Raw genomic sequence first — 412 nt, 5'->3', positions numbered from 1 at the left:
GCGGCCAGATACCAGCTGTCGGTGAGGTATCCTTCGTCGGTAATGCCCTGTTTGGGCGCGGCGTGTTGTGTATCGGGCATGGGCGGGACCGGTCTTGTAACGATGGCCCCTGATTAGCGCATTTGGCGGGGGGTCACCAGTGCGCGGGCTGCGGCGGATATGGGGCGGAATATTGCCAGCGCGGCAATTGGCAATAAGGTGTCCCGCTTGATCTGGTTTTGACAGGGGAAATGGGCATGGCCGAGGCAGCGACCAATAAGGGATTCCTGGGATGGGTGGAGAAGACGGGCAACCGCCTGCCCGATCCGGTCTTCCTGTTCTTCTATCTGATCATCGCCCTGATGGCGATTTCACAGATTGCGGCCTGGACCAGTTTCAGCGCGCCGCACCCGACGCAGGTGACAGACGGCGG

The 412-nt window shown here is 61.2% G+C and carries 1 protein-coding gene; it reads left to right on the top strand.

Annotated elements, in window-relative coordinates; translation table 11 throughout:
- Positions 1 to 230 precede the first annotated feature (230 nt).
- Positions 231 to 412 (top strand): AbgT family transporter (locus B4F73_RS08425; protein ID WP_349679550.1); only part of this gene is annotated, 182 nt, incomplete at its 3' end.

It is taken from the genome of Hyphomonas sp. UBA3601 (assembly GCF_002375605.1).
Taxonomy (GTDB): domain Bacteria; phylum Pseudomonadota; class Alphaproteobacteria; order Caulobacterales; family Hyphomonadaceae; genus Hyphomonas.
The sequence above is the reverse complement of the archived record's forward strand: the minus strand, read 5'-3'. Positions and strand labels throughout refer to the sequence as shown.